At 40.6% G+C, this 18,353-nt stretch carries 15 protein-coding genes; 11 read left to right on the top strand and 4 right to left on the bottom strand.

What is annotated here, in order from left to right:
* Nucleotides 1-219: 219 nt before the first annotated feature.
* Nucleotides 220-741, bottom strand: a complete 522-nt coding sequence (locus tag BC751_RS20175; protein ID WP_207226925.1) for a hypothetical protein — start codon at nt 739-741, stop codon at nt 220-222.
* 935 nt (nt 742-1,676) lie between these two features.
* Here BC751_RS20175 and BC751_RS20170 point away from each other — a divergent pair.
* The 3 genes from BC751_RS20170 (at nt 1,677) to BC751_RS20160 (ending at nt 4,750) form a co-directional block, all read left to right on the top strand.
* Nucleotides 1,677-1,940, top strand: a complete 264-nt coding sequence (locus BC751_RS20170) for a four helix bundle protein (RefSeq protein WP_207226924.1) — start codon at nt 1,677-1,679, stop codon at nt 1,938-1,940.
* A 93-nt stretch (nt 1,941-2,033) separates the two neighbouring features.
* Nucleotides 2,034-3,029: a mannose-1-phosphate guanylyltransferase gene (locus tag BC751_RS20165; RefSeq protein WP_130277174.1), complete on the top strand. Its 996-nt coding sequence runs from the start codon at nt 2,034-2,036 to the stop codon at nt 3,027-3,029.
* A gap of 410 nt (nt 3,030-3,439) precedes the next feature.
* Nucleotides 3,440-4,750 carry a nucleotide sugar dehydrogenase gene (locus BC751_RS20160; protein WP_130277173.1) on the top strand — a complete coding sequence of 437 codons (1,311 nt, stop codon included), beginning with the start codon at nt 3,440-3,442 and terminating at the stop codon, nt 4,748-4,750.
* A gap of 80 nt (nt 4,751-4,830) precedes the next feature.
* Here the strand turns inward: BC751_RS20160 and BC751_RS20155 are convergent, their stop codons facing one another.
* Together BC751_RS20155 and BC751_RS20150 are read right to left on the bottom strand one after the other, a co-directional pair.
* On the bottom strand, nt 4,831-5,781 hold the full coding sequence (locus BC751_RS20155) for an IS3 family transposase (protein WP_242617320.1): 951 nt from the start codon (nt 5,779-5,781) through the stop codon (nt 4,831-4,833).
* Nucleotides 5,778-6,173 carry a transposase gene (locus tag BC751_RS20150; RefSeq protein ID WP_130273830.1) on the bottom strand — a complete coding sequence of 132 codons (396 nt, stop codon included), beginning with the start codon at nt 6,171-6,173 and terminating at the stop codon, nt 5,778-5,780. Before BC751_RS20150 ends, BC751_RS20155 begins: the two co-directional genes overlap by 4 nt.
* A 115-nt stretch (nt 6,174-6,288) precedes the next feature.
* Between BC751_RS20150 and BC751_RS20145 the strand changes: the two genes are divergently transcribed.
* The 6 genes from BC751_RS20145 (at nt 6,289) to BC751_RS20120 (ending at nt 13,189) form a co-directional block, all read left to right on the top strand.
* Nucleotides 6,289-6,627 (top strand): four helix bundle protein, encoded by a 339-nt coding sequence (locus BC751_RS20145; RefSeq protein ID WP_130277172.1) that lies wholly within the window; start codon nt 6,289-6,291, stop codon nt 6,625-6,627.
* A 157-nt stretch (nt 6,628-6,784) separates the two neighbouring features.
* Nucleotides 6,785-7,537 (top strand): 3'(2'),5'-bisphosphate nucleotidase CysQ, encoded by a 753-nt coding sequence (gene cysQ / locus BC751_RS20140; RefSeq protein ID WP_130277171.1) that lies wholly within the window; start codon nt 6,785-6,787, stop codon nt 7,535-7,537.
* A 385-nt stretch (nt 7,538-7,922) separates the two neighbouring features.
* Nucleotides 7,923-8,306, top strand: coding sequence for a DUF6922 domain-containing protein (locus BC751_RS20135; protein ID WP_130277170.1), 384 nt, complete (start codon nt 7,923-7,925; stop codon nt 8,304-8,306).
* Nucleotides 8,307-8,517: 211 nt separating this feature from the next.
* Nucleotides 8,518-9,723: an IS256 family transposase gene (locus tag BC751_RS20130; RefSeq protein ID WP_130274032.1), complete on the top strand. Its 1,206-nt coding sequence runs from the start codon at nt 8,518-8,520 to the stop codon at nt 9,721-9,723.
* A gap of 312 nt (nt 9,724-10,035) precedes the next feature.
* Nucleotides 10,036-10,773: a polysaccharide biosynthesis/export family protein gene (locus tag BC751_RS20125; RefSeq protein WP_130277657.1), complete on the top strand. Its 738-nt coding sequence runs from the start codon at nt 10,036-10,038 to the stop codon at nt 10,771-10,773.
* A 4-nt stretch (nt 10,774-10,777) separates the two neighbouring features.
* The gene (locus tag BC751_RS20120) at nt 10,778-13,189 is read left to right on the top strand and encodes a GumC family protein (protein WP_130277169.1); all 2,412 of its coding nucleotides are present in this window, start codon (nt 10,778-10,780) and stop codon (nt 13,187-13,189) included.
* An 889-nt stretch (nt 13,190-14,078) separates the two neighbouring features.
* On the opposite strand, the gene BC751_RS20110 is transcribed toward BC751_RS20120, so the two are convergent.
* A complete protein-coding gene (locus tag BC751_RS20110) occupies nt 14,079-15,386 on the bottom strand; it encodes an IS1380 family transposase (RefSeq protein ID WP_130273823.1) in 1,308 nt (435 codons plus the stop codon).
* Between the two features lie 226 nt (nt 15,387-15,612).
* On the opposite strand from BC751_RS20110, the gene BC751_RS20105 reads away from it, so the two are divergent.
* Both BC751_RS20105 and BC751_RS20100 read left to right on the top strand, forming a co-directional pair.
* Nucleotides 15,613-16,812 (top strand): lipopolysaccharide biosynthesis protein, encoded by a 1,200-nt coding sequence (locus tag BC751_RS20105; RefSeq protein WP_130277168.1) that lies wholly within the window; start codon nt 15,613-15,615, stop codon nt 16,810-16,812.
* Nucleotides 16,813-16,930: 118 nt separating this feature from the next.
* Nucleotides 16,931-18,238, top strand: coding sequence for an IS1380 family transposase (locus tag BC751_RS20100; protein ID WP_130273823.1), 1,308 nt, complete (start codon nt 16,931-16,933; stop codon nt 18,236-18,238).
* Nucleotides 18,239-18,353: the final 115 nt, after the last annotated feature.

The raw sequence follows: 18,353 nt of genomic DNA, 5'->3' as shown, positions 1-18,353 counted from the left end.
TTGGGGACTGAGGGAGGAAGGGATTTAGGGACGAAGGGAAAGGGTGACTTAGTGATTAAGAGACTGGGGGACAGGTGGACTGAGTGATGAAGGGACTTAGGGACTTGGAGACGAAGGGACGGAGGGAGGTAGGGCCTTCTCGATCTAGGGATAAAGAGGATTAAGGATTTTGGGGAGGAGGAGAAGAGATTATCACTTTAAGGCTTAAATGTTTAAAGTTTAAAAATACCGCATCAGGATCAGGTTTAATTGTCCCAAATGGTCATTGCGGAAATTATGGCCAAGATGTCCATCAAGATCATCGCTGAAGGTGTGCATAAAAGTGCCTTCCATTCCGATATTATAAAGGTAGCCAACCCTATAACTGATTCCAGCCCTGAGCGGAATGTAAGAAGTCAAGGTGTTCACCCTAGAGATTTTGTCTCCGCTTTCGTGGTATACCCGTTGCTCTCTATTGACAAAAATTGCTCCAAGGCCTACACCTCCATAAGCATTGAACCTGGGTCTGTTGCTGACATGGTCCTGAGGAAAAAGGAGAAACTGCGGCATGATGTCAAAATACAATGCCCCTCCCTGAAAAGCATAAGGTTTTCCTCTATTTGCCCAATTTTCAATGAGCCCCTGATTGAAGCCATCCCAACTGACCAATCTCTGGTATCCGGAGGTTAAGCGTAACTGTAGGAAATTAATGAGGTTTTTGGTATATCCTACTGAAATGTTTGGTCGGACCGGAAACTTCATGAAAGAATATTCTCCGCCATTGTCACCATAAAAAGCTGAAGGCCCAATTCCAATCAATAATGTTTGATTTCTATCAGTTGCCTACTTTTGGAAATTTTGGGCATGGGAAAGTCCTCCTGAAACCAAAAAAAATATACCGAAAATGATGGAAGTGGCATATTTTTTTGAAGAATTACTATATAAATGCAAATGATATTTTCTCATTGTTTTTATGGAAATCCGTCCTTTAAATTCCTGATGGAATCCGATAAAAACTAGGGCTAAAAGATTAATTACAAATAAGCAATATCAAATTAAACAATTGAAATCAAATTAACCATCGATTGGGTCAAATTATTTCAAATTAAATCCATTTCAGTAAGAATTTTCAACTTTCATGGATAGATCTCTTTATGAGTTGGTTTTGTTTTTTTAACAAAATTCCCTTCCAAAAATATCTTTTGATGCTATATTTGGAGCTTTGAATTTCAATGGCCTTAAGGAAGGAAAATAGGGAAGGTATTTTTCTTGGCCATAATCCACAACTTGGCGGTTAAACCCTTATTGATACACGAATTCCTTGCTCTTTCATGCTAAGTGACATTATCCTTTGACAACAGGGAAATGTGACTGAAAGGGCGAAGCTGTATTTGATTGGGAGACAAAGGGACTAAGGGAAAGGGAGATTTGGCGAAGAAGTAAATTGGTGAAAGGAAGACTTAGTGAGGGATTAATAGCGTGTTGAAATAATTAAGTTTTAATATTTTCGCATAAAAAATTTTAAAAGGAGTCAACTTATTTTCAAATTTAAATTTTAGGAATTCACGAAGATTTCATGTTTGACTATGGGAAAAATAAGAAGCCATGAAGATTTGGATGTTTTTCAGTTATCTTTTAATACGGCAATGGAAATTTTTGAATTGTCAAAGTCTTTTCCGCCTTAGGAAAAATATGCTTTGACCGATCAAATTAGAAGAAGTTCAAGATCTGTATCGGGAAATATTGCGGAAGCTTTTAGAAAAAGAAAATACCCAAAATCTTTTGTAGCAAAACTGATTGATGCTGAAGGTGAAGCAGCTGAAACACAGGTGTGGTTGCTTTATGCTCTAGCCTGTGGATATATAGATGAAGCAACTAAATCAAGACTTTATGAAAATTGTGATAGGATTTTGGGTAAATTGTTTAGCATGGGAATGAATCCTGAACAGTGGACGTATTAGTTTCAATTCTCCAAATCACTTTGTCTCTCAGTCCCTTAGTCCTAACGTTTTGAAATTGTCTAAATTTTAGAATATTTATATACTTTTAACTTCATGAAGTCCATAAACGTAATTCTCAGCGGTGGTGTAGGTTCCCGTCTATGGCCCTTATCCCGAAAAAGCCGTCCCAAACAATATCTCCCGATTTTTGAAGGGGAAACGCTGTTCCAAAAAACAGCACTCCGCAACAAGACATTTTGTGATGAATTGCTGGTTGTCGGAAATAAAGACAATTATCAACTTTCAAGAACTGACCTGGAAAAAGCGGGTATCGCACATTACAGGGAAATCATTGAAGCTTGTCCTAGAAACACCGCTGCAGCGATCACCTTTGCGGCCCTTGCCTGCGAACCGGAAGATATTCTCTTTGTAACCCCTTCCGACCAACTGATCCAAGATGGAGAGGCTTATGAACAAGCGGTAAATAGAGGAATTTTATTGGCAAAAGAAGGTTTTATTGTCACCTTCGGGCTTCAGCCCACAAGACCAGAAACAGGCTATGGCTACATAGAAGCGGTCGGAGAAGATGTCAAAAGCTTTCGTGAAAAGCCCGATCTTGCTACGGCCAAGCGCTTTTTGGAGCAAGGAAACTTTTATTGGAATTCCGGGATGTTTTGCTTTCAGGCAGGGGTGTTCCTGGATGAATTGGCCAAGTACGAACCCAATGTTTACTTGAAAACTTTCAATGCTTTCAGGCAAATGAATGGCAGTTTCCTGGATGAAGACCTTTCAATGGAAATCCCATCTATTTCCGTGGACTATGGCGTAATGGAGAGAACCGAAAAAATCAAAGTTGTTCCTTCCCAGTTCCAATGGTCTGATATGGGATCCTTCGAATCTATTTATGATTATTTGACCGAAAAAGGCTATCCAAAAGACGATTTGGGCAATTTGGTGATCGGAACGGATAAGCATACCGAATTTACGGGCCTTTCCAATACCATTTTGATCGAAACGGATGATGTCATTTTGGTCTTGAGAAAAGAAAACTCCCAGGATGTCAAAAAGATCTACGAAAGATTGGAGAAAGAAAAGCCCGGCTTGGTTTGAAAAGTGGAGAGTGAGAAGTTAGGAGTGTATGATGAAGAGTGAGGGAATAAGTGAGTGACTAGGGGTAGGAGAGACTGGGAGAAGAGTTTAAAAGCTTAAGACTTGCTCCGAAGCATTTCGAAAGTTTAAGGTTTAAGGAAGAGGTTGCATTGTCACGCGCTTGCAGCGCGGGACCTTTAATCTTTGAGTTTTCTAACTCAATTAAAAACTGAGCTAAAAGCTCAACAATCAGTGATCCAGAGTTGAAAACTCCGGACAACAGAAACCTGAAAACCAAGACAACCTTACAACAATCAAGATGCCTCCTATCATTTTTAATTCTATACAACCATTAAACCCAAACCCTTATATTTGCTCATTGAAATCATTTAATTTAAATAACCACAAACATTTTTGTTACTGATTATTACATGTTAACTCCATTACAAGATTCTAAAATTGCCATTATCGGCCTGGGTTATGTAGGTTTACCTTTGGCTGTAGCATTTGCTGAGAAATTCAAAACCGTAGGTTATGACATAGATCCCAAAAGGGTGGACGAACTCCAAAAAGGAACAGACCGTACCCTGGAAGTGGAAGATGAATTGCTCCAATCCGTTCTGGTTACCAATTCCATTGTCCTGGAAGAAAAAGGCAAAGGATTACTGGTTACCGATGCGGTGTCTGCCATTTCCAACTGTAATATTTTTGTAGTGACGGTGCCTACACCGACTGACAGGCACAACCGTCCGGTCTTGACACCGATGATCAAGGCTTCAGAGACCATTGGCAAACTCCTGAAAAAAGGCGATGTAGTGATCTATGAGTCTACCGTTTATCCCGGAGTAACGGAGGAAGAAATGGTTCCCGTTCTGGAAAAATTCTCCGGACTGAAATACAATGAAGACTTTTTCTGTGGCTATTCCCCAGAGCGTATCAATCCGGGAGATAAGGAACATACGGTTACCAAAATTCTGAAAGTAACCTCCGGTTCCACTCCCGAAGTGGCGGAATATGTGGATCAACTCTACAAATCCGTGATCACTGCCGGAACTCATTTGGCATCTTCTATCAAGGTAGCTGAAGCAGCCAAAGTGATTGAAAACTCCCAAAGGGACATCAACATTGCCTTTGTCAACGAACTTTCCAAAATATTCAATTTGTTGGGCATCGATACCCATGAAGTCTTGGCAGCTGCGGGTACCAAGTGGAATTTCCTTCCCTTCAAACCGGGTTTGGTAGGCGGTCATTGTATCGGGGTGGACCCTTATTACCTTGCCCAAAAGGCGCAGGAAGTAGGTTATCATCCAGAAATCATACTTGCTGGAAGGCGCTTGAATGATTCCATGGGCCGACATGTGGCTACCGAACTCATCAAGCACATGATGCGCAAAGACCTGAAGGTAATCGATTCCAAAGTTTTGATTTTGGGGATAACATTTAAAGAAAATTGCCCGGATATCCGCAATACCCGTGTGATCGATATCTACCATGAACTCAAGTCATTTGATATGGATGTCGATGTGTATGACCCATGGGCTTCGCCTGAGGAAGTCATGCATGAGTATGGCATTTCCATTCTGAACGGGGGCAATCCGCTGGATATCAGTCAGTATTCCGGTATTGTCCTGGCTGTTTCCCATGATAAGTTCAAAGGAATGCAGATTCAGAAGTCCGATAGCTGTGTGGTGTTTGATGTGAAAGGCTTCCTGCCGAAGGAGGCGGTTGATGCGAGGTTGTAGTTATAAAGAGCCAAGAGCCAAGGCAAAAGTAAAAAGAGCAAAGCATAGTGTTCTTCCCTGAATAGCGTTGACCGTTTGGTTCAACATTCATTAAATATTTCCATCGGGCAATCATGAGCCAGAGGTTCTTCTCTTGGGCAAACTTCGAAGGGGCTCGATGCCCCTAAGAAGTTTTTTCTTCCTTCGGTATAAACAATCACCGTCGGTCTTTCTTGGGCTTTTAAATTTAGTATATTTTTATAAAATCCCATGGGGGTGTATTTCATTTTAAATCCCCTGTGTAGTCTTATGCTGTTGTAGTTGGCTACAGCTTTCGCCACTTTTCTTTTCAGGTCGCTGAAATCTTTGATTATCCACCTTTTGAGGTATTCATTTTTTATGATTCCATTGATTCGTTCTGCGTAGGGGTTTTCCCATGCGATATTTCCCATACTGATATGGATATTGTTTTTGTTGAGCAAGGAGGTGTATTCTTTACTACTGTACTGGGAACCTTTATCTGAGTGGTGGATCAGGCCCCAAGGCTGGTATCTCAAAGTACTGAGGGCCATTTTCATAGCTTTGATATTACCTTCTGTGCGCAAGTTGTCGTTGACCGAATATCCCACGATGATCCTGGTATAAACATCAATAATGAAGACCAAATAATAGAATTCACCATTGAGGTAAAAGTAAGTGATATCGGTTTGGATGACCTGAAAAGGTCTGTTTATGGCCATACCTTCGATAAGGTTTGGATAAGAATAAAGGCCTGCGTAAGTGGTTTTCTGGTAGTTTTTTATTTTTTTGATACCATATCCCATTTCCATGAAAATTTCACAGAATTGATCCCTTCCCATGAATTCGGGTTTCAATGTATAATACATTTTTTCGACCCCACATCCTGGATGGTCTTCCCTGAGCTCATCGGCCAGGATTACCAGTTGGGCAATTTCAAGATCGAATGCTTGCTGCCTTTTTTTGGCTTGTTGAACGGCCTGCTTGGTTACTCCAACAGTCCGATAAAGTTCATTGAGCGAATGGTTTATCATACTTTTGTTGGATTGGAACCACCAGAGTGTGGGGTTTTGGAGTTTTTTTTAATATCGATTGAGTAAGTTTCTTTGGCCAAATCAATCATTTTTTCCAAATAATCAATCATGATCTGTTTTTGGCCAACGGTACGCTCGAGATCTTTGACCTTTTCTTCGAGTTCTTTGAGCCTATTGGTTTGACTGTCTTTCATCTCAATTATCCTGATATTTTTTTCATTATAGGTCGAATACTTATAAATCCAATGATAAATAACTGAGTTCACAATTCCATAATGTCGCTCCATTTGCTGAACTGTCATGATTCCTTTCTCAAAATCATCAACCAACTTACGTTTAAATTCCTCTGAAAATCTACGCTGAGAATTAATCCTTTTTCCTGTTTTTAACATCTTTTTTCTCGGTTAAAAACGGTCAACCTATTTCAGGGAAGGACATAGGTAGTAAATATAAGAGCTAAGTAAAAATAAAATCAGGGGACAATTAGTTGGAAGTTAAGCTTAATGGATGAAAGAAAATGATCTTTTAGAAAGCACTTTTAATTTTGGCGTAAGGTGTTTGAAGTTACTCAGGAATCTGCCCAAAACTTCTGAATTTCAAATCATTAAATATCAATTAGGAAAATCATCAACATCTGTCGGAGCAAATTATGAGGAAGCCCAGGCAGGTTCTTCCAAAGCTGATTTTAAAAATAAAATTAGAATTGCACTGAAAGAAGCTAGAGAATCTAATTATTGGTTACGGGTAATCAAAGCGATAGAAGAAAGGCCCAGTGAAGATTTAAATTCCTTGGTTGCTGAAAGTAAAGAGATAAAAAATATTTTGGCAAGTATTCCCAAAAACTGAACAAATCATAATAGACTTGTTCAAGAATTAAGTGTCACTTTTGCCTTGGCTCTTAATATTTCCGTCAACCCTGAAAACCCGACAACAATAAAGAATCCTTTTACCTTTTGCCTTTTGCCTTGGCTCTTAATATTTGGAGGGCTTAGCGGTTAAAATTATGCATCTTCAGTCCCTTACAACGCTTGCTAAATCCACCGCCATCGAAGCAGGCCGCATCATCCTTTCCATTTACCATTCCTTTGATCAAGGATTGGAATACAAGGAGGACGAGTCTCCGCTCACCAAAGCGGATATAGCAGCGCATGAGGTGATTGTCAAGTATTTGAAGGAAACAGGCTTACCGGTCCTTTCTGAAGAAGGGAAGTTTACCCCTAACAGTATTCGTAGAAATTGGGACTATTACTGGTTGGTTGATCCCCTGGACGGGACCAAGGAGTTTATAAAGAAAAACGGAGAATTTACCGTCAATATCGCATTGATCCATCAGCAAGAAGCCATTTTAGGGGTTGTTTATGCTCCAGTGTTGGGTTGGCTTTATTGGGGAACCAGGGAGGAGGGGGCCTGGAAAGAGGAAATCGGCAAATCCCCGCAGAAACTAAAGGCAAGCCCTAATGCACCTGTAAAAACCATCGTTTCGAGCCGTTCCCATATGACGGAGGAGACGCAGGCATATATAGATCAATTTCCCGGAGCGGAAACCATCAGCATGGGATCGAGCCTGAAATTCATGTTGGTTGCAGAAGACAAAGCCCAGCTATATCCCCGTTTTTCCCCGACCATGGAATGGGATACCGCAGCGGCCCAGGCCATTGTGGAAGCAGCAGGAAGACTGGTGCTGACCTATCCCGATTTGCAGCCGATGAAGTACAATAGGGAGGATATGCGGAATGGGTGGTTTGTAGTGAAGTAAGTGGGAGTTCGAAAGTCGGATTTCGGAAAGAAACCGTGGAGAAGTTAAGGGTTTCATTAAGAGCCAAGTAAAAAAAGCAAAAGTGGGGATTGGTGGTGTTGAGTGATGAAGGATCAAGAGACGAAAGGACTGAGTTCCGAAGAGCGCTGGGAGGGTTTAAAAGCTTAGGATTTAATGATTAAATACACGTGTAAGCTTTCAATCATTTCCGAATTCCGCGTCATTGGTCTGAGAGAGGGGGTAAATGTAGTGTGATGCACGTAAAATTTAAACTGTTTCAATGAAACAGTTTTTTGAAAGAAATTGAGTAAGGATCCGTTTTATTAAGTAAACAAAATTTTTAAATTGACACATGGAAGCAAAAATTAAATAATAGATCATTCCATTGAATAAGTTAGATAAAAACAGCAGATTATCCGGTTTTTCTCCAGTTCTTTTTTGGGATATGGACAGTAAAGCCCTTGATGTAATTCAATCAAAAAAACTGATCATCGAGCGTGTTTTGGAATATGGCCTTATAGAAGACTGGAAATTGCTTCAGAAGATTTATGGATTGGAAGAGATCAAGCATGTTGCCCTGAATATGAGGTCAATAGATGATGTCACGTTATCGTTTTTATGTCATTTTTTTGATTTAGAGAAAACTGATTTTAGATGTTATACCGGCAAGCAGTCAATTCCGAGCTTTTGGGAATTCCGAATTGAGCTTAATAATTCAATCCCTAAATCGACTAAAAAACAATTGACAATAAATAGCGGTTTCGAATAATAACACTAGTCCGCCGTGCAGGAACCCTATAACTGGGACTATGACACAAACTGTGTAAGTTGGTTTCACTACTTACGAAGTTAAAGTTAAACCTCGAAATTCTCTGTGTGATTTAGAAGAAATCGCACAGGGAATTTGAGGAACCCGCGGTAGGCGCCCCCCGGTCTGTGTGTGGACAATTTCTTACCTTTATAACACACAGATTACAAAAATGAAAAAAGAAGATCTCCTAAATGATGACTTCCTCAAGCAGTTCAGGACTGCCGGGGAGCTTAATTCCTTCCTTCAACAGCTTCAGAAAAGAGCCGTTGAGAAAATGCTTGAAGGCGAGCTGGATGCCCATCTTGGCTATGAAAAGCATCAGAATTCCGATAATCCCAATTCAAGGAACGGCTATTCCACCAAAACAATAAAAAACACATTTGGGGAAGCTGAAATCAGAGTCCCAAGAGACAGGGACGGCAGCTTTGAGCCTGCCCTTGTGCCCAAACGCAGAAGCATGGCGGAGGGCGTTGAAAACGTGATCATTTCCATGTATGCCAAGGGAATGTCAAACCAGGACATCGAAGAACAGATCCGGGAGCTTTATGACATCAATGTTTCCTCCTCCACCATCTCAAGGGTTACCGGTGCCGTAGCGGAGGATATTGTTGCATGGAGAAACAGGCCGCTTGACCCTGTATACCTGATCGTTTGGATGGATGGTATATCCTTCAAAGTCAGGGAGAACTCCAAAGTGGTCAACAAGACCGTTTATATTGCCGTTGGCCTCAGAACTAACGGCCTTAAAGAGATCCTAGGCCTTTGGCTTGGCAAGAATGAATCTTCGGCTTTCTGGATGGGGGTACTCACCGACCTGAAAGCCAGAGGGGTTGAAGATATTCTCATAACGGCAACTGACAACCTGAACGGGTTTACTGATACGATAAAAGCTTCATTCCCCCAATCAGTCACTCAGATATGTGTCGTCCACCAGATCAGAAACGCATGTAGATATGTCGCATGGAAAGACCGCAGGGCGTTTACAAGGGATATGAAGGAAATTTATACCGCCCCTACAAAAGATGCTGCTTGGGCTGCCCTGAACGATTTTGCCAAAAAATGGGAATCCAAATACGCTTATGCCATCAAAAGCTGGAGGGACAACTGGGATGAACTCACCGTTTTCTTCGATTACCCGGCTGAAATCCGTAAAATCATCTATACCACCAACCTGATTGAAAATCTCAATGGAAAGATCAGAAAATACACCAAAAACAAGCTCTCTTTCCCGACAGATGATGCCGTAATGAAGTCTGTTTTCCTGGCTGCAAGAGAAGCATCGAAAAAATGGACTATGCCTATCAGAGACTGGGGAGCTATTCTTAACAGTTTCCTGCTTATATTTGGTGATAGGGTCAGGCTTCTTGATACCTGACAATAAAACCATAATTTGAAGTTTACACACTTATCGGGATAGTGTCCTATAACTTGACAACCATGTCAATCAAAAAACAATGAAGAAGCCACTTTTGCCTCCCGAAATTCATCGGGACAGGTTTTTATCTTGGCTCTTGGCTCTTAAAATTGTCTAACTTGCCACCGTTTCAAGTCATTCAACATTCCTAATTCATCATTCTACATTCTTAACTCCCAAATGCGCATCAATAACTCTACACTTTTAATATCCTCCTTCCTCCTCCTACTCCTGTACACCGCGAGCTGCGTCCCCAACAAACGCATCATCTACATGCAGGAAAGGGATGCTTCAGAAAGCCCACTCAAGTACGCCTCGGAAATGATGCCTTATGATGTAGAGGAGTACAAACTCCAGTACAATGATATTGTGGACATCAGTATCCGTACATCAAGCAAGGAACTGAATGAGCTTTTTTCCCTTTTTGATTCAGACAATGTCAGAGGGAATATGATGATGCAGGGAGCCATATCTGGTGGAGATGCTTTCTTCATGACCGGTTTTAACCTGGATGAAAGGGGAATGGTAGAGTTACCCTTGCTGGGAGAAGTGCAGCTCTCAGGTCTTACCCTTCAGGAAGCCAAACTTCTTATAGAAGGACGTTTGACTGAGTTTGTAAATAGAGAAGACATGTTTGTGAGGGTCAGGTTGGGAGGTATCCGCTATTCTGCCTTAGGTGAATTTCGCCGTCCCGGGAAGCATAATATCCTTCAAAACAGGGTGACCATTTACGAAGCCATCGCCTACGCGGGAGACCTGACAGAAGTGGCCAAAAGAGATGACCTGGTCCTGGTAAGACAATATCCCGGAGGTACCCGCATGTACCGGATCGACCTGAACAATAAAAACATCCTCACTTCTGAATATTTCTTTATTCAGCCCAATGACATGCTCTATGCAGAGCCGATGAAGATCAGGGAACTGGGAACAGGTGTCAATTTTGTCCAGACTTTTTCCCTGGCTGTCACCACTTTGTCCGCAGTCCTATTGGTGCTGAACATTATCAATTAATTCCATGAATCCAAATACGCCATATAATTCCCCCCAGCAGCCCTTTCAGGAAGAAGATGATCTGCACCAGATCAAGGACATCGTCCGGCGCTACCTGCGCAACTGGTACTGGGTAGGATTATCGCTCTTCGTTTTTATACTGGGAGCATTTTTGATCAATAGATACAGCCCAAAAGTGTACCGTTCCACTTCCCAGTTTTTTGTCAAGGAGGAGGACTCTGGTATGAACCTTTTCGATCAGCGCTTATTTGGTTATAACTCCGAACTGGATATGACCAATCAGATGATCATTCTCCGTTCGAGGCCTATCGCGGAACTGGCATTGAAGAAACTCGATTTTCAGGTGGAATACCTTTATGAAGGGTATGTCAGCAAAGCTGAATTGTATCCTACCGCTCCAATTTTAGCAGAAGTGGACTGGAAACACCCACAGTTGGTCAATGGTGAAATTGAAGTCAGATGGACAGATAAAAACAGTTTTAACATTGCTTTTCCAGATGAGGAATATGGCCTAACCCAATCCAACAATTCCGATATTACCAAAATTAATCGGCCTGTTCAGGAAAAATCACAGCATGCATTCGGAGAATGGGTAGAGACACCATATATGCGTATCAAGGTGTCATTGACATCAGGAGAAAATGAGGGCAAGATTCTGGTGAAACTCAGAGACAAGCAAAGCCTGATCAACCAATACGCAGGGGCAGTGGACATAGCCCCTGTAGAAAAATTATCTTCCATCCTGCAGCTTTCCATCGATTCCAATCTTCCAAGTAAAGGTATGGATTACCTGAATGCTTTGATGGAAGCGTATATCGAAAATGAACTGAACCAAAAGAACCGAACTTCCAGCAATACCATCAATTTTATAGACGAACAATTGGCAGGGCTATCAGATACCCTTTCCTTTATAGAAGATAGGTTAGAAGGTTTTAGATCTGAAAACCGTATTTATAATATCAGTTCACAGGGTACCAATGTATTTGATCGATTAGCAGAACTGGACAGGGAACTGGCACAGGAGAAGCTGAAAAGAGAATATTACCGCAACCTACAGAATTACCTGGTCAAGGAAGATTACAATGAGATCATAGTGCCATCCGGTTTGGGTATCGATGATCCTATCCTGAACAACCTGATCAAGAATTTGCTGGAACTTCAAAACCAGAAAGCTTCCCTGATGACCACGCAGAAGGAAGCTTCTCCGGCAGTGAGGGAAGTGAACCGTAAGTTGCAGGACCTGAACAATTCCATCCGGGAACTTCTGGTCAATGTGGATGAAAACGCAGCCTTCTTGATCAGGGACCTGGAGAGAAGGATTGCGGCCATAGATTTAGAATTCAGTAGGCTGCCTGCGAAAGAACAGAACTTGTTGCGTATCCAAAGAGAGTTTACTTTCAGTGAGGGGATTTACAATTTCCTTGCCCAGAAGCGGGCAGAAGCGGCCATCACCAAGGCCTCCAATACCCCAAACAATAAGATTATCGAATATGCCAGGCCTTTGCCTGATCCCATTAGTCCTCGTCCTATGCGGAATTATGCCCTTGCCCTTTCTCTGGGTTTGCTGATTCCATTACTGTTTGTGTTAGCAAAGGTGTACTTGAGTGATAAGGTCAAGGATGTCAAGGAGCTGGAGAAAAAGGCTCAGGTGCCAATTTTGGCCTCTGTGGCATACCGTAAACTCTATCATGTACTGGTGGCCTTTATGGACAAAAATTCCGGGATTACGGAAGCCTTCCGGTCCCTGAGGGCCAATATGAACTTCGTCCTTCCTAAGGATCAGTCTTCTGTGATTTTGGTAACCTCCAATACCTCAGGAGAAGGGAAAACCTTCTGTTCAATGAACCTCGCGGCAGTCTATTCCTTATCAGGAAAAAAGACCCTGCTGATCGGAACGGACTTGCGGAAACCCAAAATTGCAAAAGATTTTGGACTGAAAAACGATAAGGGTCTGTCCAATTACCTCAGTGGGCAGGAAATGGATTTAAGGAAATTGATCCATTCCACGCATTACGAGCATTTGGATGTACTGCTTTCAGGTCCTATTCCTCCTAATCCCTCTGAGCTCATCAGTAATGGCAAAATGCCAAAATTATTGGAAGACTTAAAGGCCCAATACGATATCATTATCCTGGATACTCCTCCTATAGGGATGGTATCCGAGACTTTGGAAATGTTCCCCTTGGCCAATGCGGTATTTTTTGTGGTGCGCTATGACTATACCCTCAAATCCGGAATAGACCACATCAATCACCTCAAGACAGCTCAAAAACTCCAAAACTCCTATATTATTTTCAATGCCGTGGATGAGAAGGAGATGCAGTACAATTATGGGTATGGTTACGGGTATGGTTATTATGGGGAAGAGGAAAGGAAAGGTCTGTTGGCGAGTATAAGGAAAAAATGGTTCGGGTAAGGGGGGGAAATGTAGAATGAAGAATTATTAATGAGGAATGAAACCATTAAGGAGTTAAGGTCTTTAAGGATTTCATTAAGAGCTAATTTTTAAGAGCCAAGAGGACGGAACGTTAAGAAATGATCCCTTTGGATCATTTTAGTGACGGGCCAGGATTTAGGGTAGGAAAAAGAGCCAAGATGGGTTGGTAATGTAGAGTGAAGAATTAAGATTCAAGAATGGTTAATTTACAAAAAAGGTTAACTAGTGTCAAAGGCCTCACTTTGTCACCTCGATCCCGACAGCTGTACGGGAGAGAGGTCTATGAATGAAGAATTTTGAATGAAGAATTGTTGTATGTACCTGGTTGGGTTGCTAGTGTCAAAAGCTTATCCTTGTCACCTCGACTAAGGAGAGGTCTATTAAGAATACATAGAAAACCATTAAGGAGTTAAGGGATTCATTAAGGAGAGACAAAGAGTCAACTTGAAATAAAGCAATAGCCATGAAAGGGCATGATAATCAAAGATGAAGCCCAATTCAATAATTACCCAAATTCCTTCCTCTTTTTCAAGACAATCCTAAGCAGCGACTGCCGATTATCGACTTGGCTAAGAAAGAATTAGGCTGGGAACCTAAGGTGCAGCTTGAGGAGAGATTTAAGAATAATATACAACCTAAAATCCGCAGGATTTTAGTTTGGAGATTTGAATCTGCTTGTTTGTGTTCATTTTTGGTCTAGTTCGGGAATTTCTTCCCTTTGATTGAAGAGTGTTCATAGTTTTGAGACAATGGATTTTAGGTTTGAGGATAAAATGGACGGTTTTTTTTCCTCAATTTTAATGGAAAAGGCATACCTCTTCCCTGTAAATCTTTATTTTTTGAGCTCCTGAGGGGTTTTTATCTGAATTTAGTTCAAAATCGGCTTGTAATCCTTACTCGTGAACAGTTTGAGCACTTCTCTTCTTCCCGTTCTTATCCACTTGGCTGAAACAGTGATAAATCTGAAGATAAACTTCTTGAGCCTGTCGGTAGGCTTAAGCCAATCAACTTTTCTGGAATACTCTCCAATGATATAGGTGTAAAAATTGGCATACATAGCCGTCATAAGCATAAAGGAGGTATTCTCTGCAAGGAACGAACAGGGCAACTTAGACCAGCCAAAGTCATTGTTGAGTACATCAAACAAGCGTTCGCTTGCACCCCGGGCGTTATAAAACCTTACAACAGCTTCATTGGACGATGTATGTTCATTGGTCAGAATAGCCCTGTAAGTAAATGCATCTCCACTAAACACATCTGCCTGCCCGTCTTTACGCCTGATTCTGGTAATGACCAGCCTGTAAGACCTGTCTTTACCGAAAGGTTTGTAGTCGGATAGGTCAGTAACTTCCATTTCCTGTACACCCAAACGTATTTTCTGCCACTTCTCAGGGGCTATACTTCCAAGGATATTATCCAGTTTGGCACATCTGTTTGCCCGTATATAAAAGCTTTCGGTATGTGCTTCCAGTGTGCGGAGAACTTCTTCCTGATAGGATGCTGAATCGGCTCTGAACCTTCCGATACGGATATTTTCATTGGTAAGCTGCCCAAACATGCGTGTAAGTGTATCAGCCTGCAAATATTTGGCCTGACTGTTGCCATTTCTGCCCTCTACGTACACAGGAATGGCCTGTGAAAATTCAGGATGTGCTATGGAAGCTACACCTGGCTGATATCCATAGACGTGTTTATATGTCTTTTTTGAATCGTACTTTTCAGTTGGAATGACGGTGTTGTCATAATCGAGGTCGTAAGCAACACCTGACTTGAGTAATCCGGTCTTACAAGCTGATTTTAACAACAAGCTGTTGAGTTTTCCATTGATATTAAATTCATGGCTTACTCCACTGGACGGATTTATAAAGAGTTCTGTATCAACAGCAAGCTCTTTGATACCTCTCAGAATTGTATCGGCACTGCATACTGAAAATGAAGGGACCTGTTCAAGTGCGTCTCTCAAGTGAACATTGATATCTTCAGTACAGTCGCCACCATTAAAGAAAATAGCCATATGATTGGCGAAAATGTCACTGTATGAAAACCCTCCCCTTAAGGCTCTAACCCCCAATTGATTATCAATGAGTTCTGGGAGACCAGAATTTTTGAAAGAGTTAAAAACAAAATTAAAACCTCCGAAAGGTGTGATTTTTTCTGTCGAATTCGTAATTTTCATACCGCTTATCAAGGATGTGTGGTAACACCTAAATAAGTGAAAAAAAAACGAGCCGGAAAAGCCTGAATTGAATAAATTCAGCCACTTTTTCGGCTTTTTTTAAATCCGCCCTGCGGATTTAAGGTACAATATTTTTTTGAGCTGGGTTCTCGGAAATTATTGGTTTTTTTCTGCTGATATTAAGGGTTAACTATTTTCAGTTAAAGCATTTCAAAAGTAAAGAAAATTGAAAGAAAGGTTTTTTTTAGCAATAAAGTACACGGCATTTTCTAAATATTTAAACCTGTTATTTAGTCTTATAATCGGTGCCGTACTTGCAAGATTGCTTTCTCCTGAAGAGTATGGAATAGTTGCGGTAATTACGGTGTTTTATACTTTTTTTTCCATGTTTTCGGATTTTGGAATAAGCTCTGGAATAGTTCAGTTCAAAGAATTATCCATCAAGCAAATTCAGGCAATTAATACGCTTACGGTATTTTCAGCTTTAATACTTGCACTAGTTTTTTATTTAGCTTCATTTTTAATTGCAGAATTTTATGAGAATCCAGTTTATGTAGAAATAGGCTTATTTTCATCCATTACTTTATTTTTTGCAACAATTCAGGTAGTTTATAATGGTATTTTAAGAAGAGATAATCGATTTAAAGAAATAGCTTATGTTTCTATTGTTGTAAATGTATTTTCTGGAGTTTTTGCGATTATTTTAGCATGGAAAGGTTTTGGGTTTTGGTCTTTGGTATATAGGTCAGTATTTTCTGGTGTTTTTAATTTTATATTATTTTATTGGATCACTAAGCTGCCATTCAATTTTAACTTTGACTTTCGCGGAATTGGAAAGATGTTAAAATATTCTTCTTATAATTTCCTATTCAATTTTGTTAACTACTTTTCAAGAAATCTTGATAATATTTTGATTGGTAAATACATTGGTGTGGCAGCTTTAGGATATTATGAAAAAGCTTATACGCTGATGCGCATGCCTCTGGATAATATAACTGTTGTGATTACGCCTGTTTTGCATCCCGTTCTATCATCGCCTGAAATCACTCCTGAGAAAGTTTTTGATGTTCATAAAAAACTTATTGAAATGATGGCATTTTTTGGAGTGCCCATTTCAATATTTTTATTTTTTTCGGCAGAACCTATCGTCTTAATTCTTTATGGGAAACAATGGTTAGAGACTATTGCTCCATTTAAATGGCTTACTTTGTCAGTCTGGATTCAGATGATTTTATCCAGTACTGGGGCGTTTTTCCAGATCAACAATAAGGCTAAATGGCTTTTTGCTAATGGTTTGATTTCATCTTTAGTTTTGGTAACTGCAATTTTAATTGGAGTTTATTTTTCTTCAATTAAGTACATTGCAATGTTTCTCGTTATTGGTTTTTTAATCAATTTATTTCAAGCTTTTTATTTCTTACCTTAAATCCGCAGGGCGGATTTAAAAAAAGCCGAAAAAGTGGCTGAATTTATTCAATTCAGGCTTTTCCGGCTCGTTTTTTTTTCACTTATTTAGGTGTTACCACACATCCTTGATAAGCGGTATGAAAATTACGAATTCGACAGAAAAAATCACACCTTTCGGAGGTTTTAATTTTGTTTTTAACTCTTTCAAAAATTCTGGTCTCCCAGAACTCATTGATAATCAATTGGGGGTTAGAGCCTTAAGGGGAGGGTTTTCATACAGTGACATTTTCGCCAATCATATGGCTATTTTCTTTAATGGTGGCGACTGTACTGAAGATATCAATGTTCACTTGAGAGACGCACTTGAACAGGTCCCTTCATTTTCAGTATGCAGTGCCGATACAATTCTGAGAGGTATCAAAGAGCTTGCTGTTGATACAGAACTCTTTATAAATCCGTCCAGTGGAGTAAGCCATGAATTTAATATCAATGGAAAACTCAACAGCTTGTTGTTAAAATCAGCTTGTAAGACCGGATTACTCAAGTCAGGTGTTGCTTACGACCTCGATTATGACAACACCGTCATTCCAACTGAAAAGTACGATTCAAAAAAGACATATAAACACGTCTATGGATATCAGCCAGGTGTAGCTTCCATAGCACATCCTGAATTTTCACAGGCCATTCCTGTGTACGTAGAGGGCAGAAATGGCAACAGTCAGGCCAAATATTTGCAGGCTGATACACTTACACGCATGTTTGGGCAGCTTACCAATGAAAATATCCGTATCGGAAGGTTCAGAGCCGATTCAGCATCCTATCAGGAAGAAGTTCTCCGCACACTGGAAGCACATACCGAAAGCTTTTATATACGGGCAAACAGATGTGCCAAACTGGATAATATCCTTGGAAGTATAGCCCCTGAGAAGTGGCAGAAAATACGTTTGGGTGTACAGGAAATGGAAGTTACTGACCTATCCGACTACAAACCTTTCGGTAAAGACAGGTCTTACAGGCTGGTCATTACCAGAATCAGGCGTAAAGACGGGCAGGCAGATGTGTTTAGTGGAGATGCATTTACTTACAGGGCTATTCTGACCAATGAACATACATCGTCCAATGAAGCTGTTGTAAGGTTTTATAACGCCCGGGGTGCAAGCGAACGCTTGTTTGATGTACTCAACAATGACTTTGGCTGGTCTAAGTTGCCCTGTTCGTTCCTTGCAGAGAATACCTCCTTTATGCTTATGACGGCTATGTATGCCAATTTTTACACCTATATCATTGGAGAGTATTCCAGAAAAGTTGATTGGCTTAAGCCTACCGACAGGCTCAAGAAGTTTATCTTCAGATTTATCACTGTTTCAGCCAAGTGGATAAGAACGGGAAGAAGAGAAGTGCTCAAACTGTTCACGAGTAAGGATTACAAGCCGATTTTGAACTAAATTCAGATAAAAACCCCTCAGGAGCTCAAAAAATAAAGATTTACAGGGAAGAGGTATGCCTTTTCCATTAAAATTGAGGAAAAAAACCGTCCATTTTATCCTCAAACCTAAAATC

The sequence above is a fragment of the Cecembia calidifontis genome (genome assembly GCF_004216715.1).
GTDB classification, from domain to species: Bacteria; Bacteroidota; Bacteroidia; order Cytophagales; family Cyclobacteriaceae; genus Cecembia_A; species Cecembia_A calidifontis.
The sequence above is the reverse complement of the archived record's forward strand: the minus strand, read 5'-3'. Positions and strand labels throughout refer to the sequence as shown.

Excerpts from the sequence above, each read along its gene's own strand:
- BC751_RS20100 (WP_130273823.1), top strand. The coding sequence starts at position 16,931 with ATGAAAATTACGAATTCGACAGAAAAAATCACACCTTTCGGAGGTTTT.
- BC751_RS20150 (WP_130273830.1), bottom strand. The coding sequence starts at position 6,173 with ATGTTAAAAACAGGAAAAAGGATTAATTCTCAGCGTAGATTTTCAGAG.
- cysQ (WP_130277171.1), top strand. The coding sequence starts at position 6,785 with ATGCATCTTCAGTCCCTTACAACGCTTGCTAAATCCACCGCCATCGAA.
- BC751_RS20165 (WP_130277174.1), top strand. The coding sequence starts at position 2,034 with ATGAAGTCCATAAACGTAATTCTCAGCGGTGGTGTAGGTTCCCGTCTA.
- BC751_RS20125 (WP_130277657.1), top strand. The coding sequence starts at position 10,036 with ATGCAGGAAAGGGATGCTTCAGAAAGCCCACTCAAGTACGCCTCGGAA.
- BC751_RS20175 (WP_207226925.1), bottom strand. The coding sequence starts at position 741 with ATGAAGTTTCCGGTCCGACCAAACATTTCAGTAGGATATACCAAAAAC.
- BC751_RS20120 (WP_130277169.1), top strand. The coding sequence starts at position 10,778 with ATGAATCCAAATACGCCATATAATTCCCCCCAGCAGCCCTTTCAGGAA.
- BC751_RS20145 (WP_130277172.1), top strand. The coding sequence starts at position 6,289 with ATGAAAGAAAATGATCTTTTAGAAAGCACTTTTAATTTTGGCGTAAGG.
- BC751_RS20110 (WP_130273823.1), bottom strand. The coding sequence starts at position 15,386 with ATGAAAATTACGAATTCGACAGAAAAAATCACACCTTTCGGAGGTTTT.
- BC751_RS20160 (WP_130277173.1), top strand. The coding sequence starts at position 3,440 with ATGTTAACTCCATTACAAGATTCTAAAATTGCCATTATCGGCCTGGGT.
- BC751_RS20130 (WP_130274032.1), top strand. The coding sequence starts at position 8,518 with ATGAAAAAAGAAGATCTCCTAAATGATGACTTCCTCAAGCAGTTCAGG.
- BC751_RS20155 (WP_242617320.1), bottom strand. The coding sequence starts at position 5,781 with ATGATAAACCATTCGCTCAATGAACTTTATCGGACTGTTGGAGTAACC.